This is a genomic window from Paraburkholderia sp. JHI2823 (assembly GCF_038900695.1).
Lineage (GTDB): Bacteria > Pseudomonadota > Gammaproteobacteria > Burkholderiales > Burkholderiaceae > Paraburkholderia > Paraburkholderia mimosarum.
The window spans coordinates 1-402 of sequence record NZ_JAYMRY010000330.1; the positions used below are offsets into that span (position 1 = coordinate 1).

Consider the following 402-nt stretch of genomic DNA (forward strand, 5'->3'; position numbering starts at 1 on the left):
TTTGGTGTATGGCGCAACATAAAAGATGACCCAACCGGTTCAAACACAACTGCAGGGATGACCAATTATGATGATTTGTATGCTGATACAAGAGAGTGGATACAGCAGCACCATATTGATTATATCACCCCGCAAATTTATTGGAGTATCGGCTTTCAGCCCGCTGCCTATGATTGTGCTGACGAAATGGTGGTCAAATGAAGTGAAGGGGCAGCCTGTTCACTTGTACATTGGTCAAGCGACGTATAAAATCAATCAAAACAGTGATCCTGCTTGGTCTGATCCTGAGGAGTATTTTCGCCAGATCGAGCTGAACAGGCAGTCACAGCTCGTACAAGGAAGCATGCATTTTAGTCTGAAAGATATCAATCGGAATCCCTTGAATGTAAAGAAACGATTAAT

1 protein-coding gene and 1 pseudogene are annotated in these 402 nt (G+C 43.0%); both read left to right on the forward strand.

The annotated features are described in order from the left end of the window. Positions 1-201 (forward strand): family 10 glycosylhydrolase (locus VSR34_RS38855; RefSeq protein WP_342965293.1); only part of this gene is annotated, 201 nt, incomplete at its 5' end. After that, a pseudogene (locus tag VSR34_RS38860) lies at positions 170-402 on the forward strand (glycosyl hydrolase); the annotation flags it as partial. The gene VSR34_RS38855 and the pseudogene VSR34_RS38860, both read left to right, overlap by 32 nt.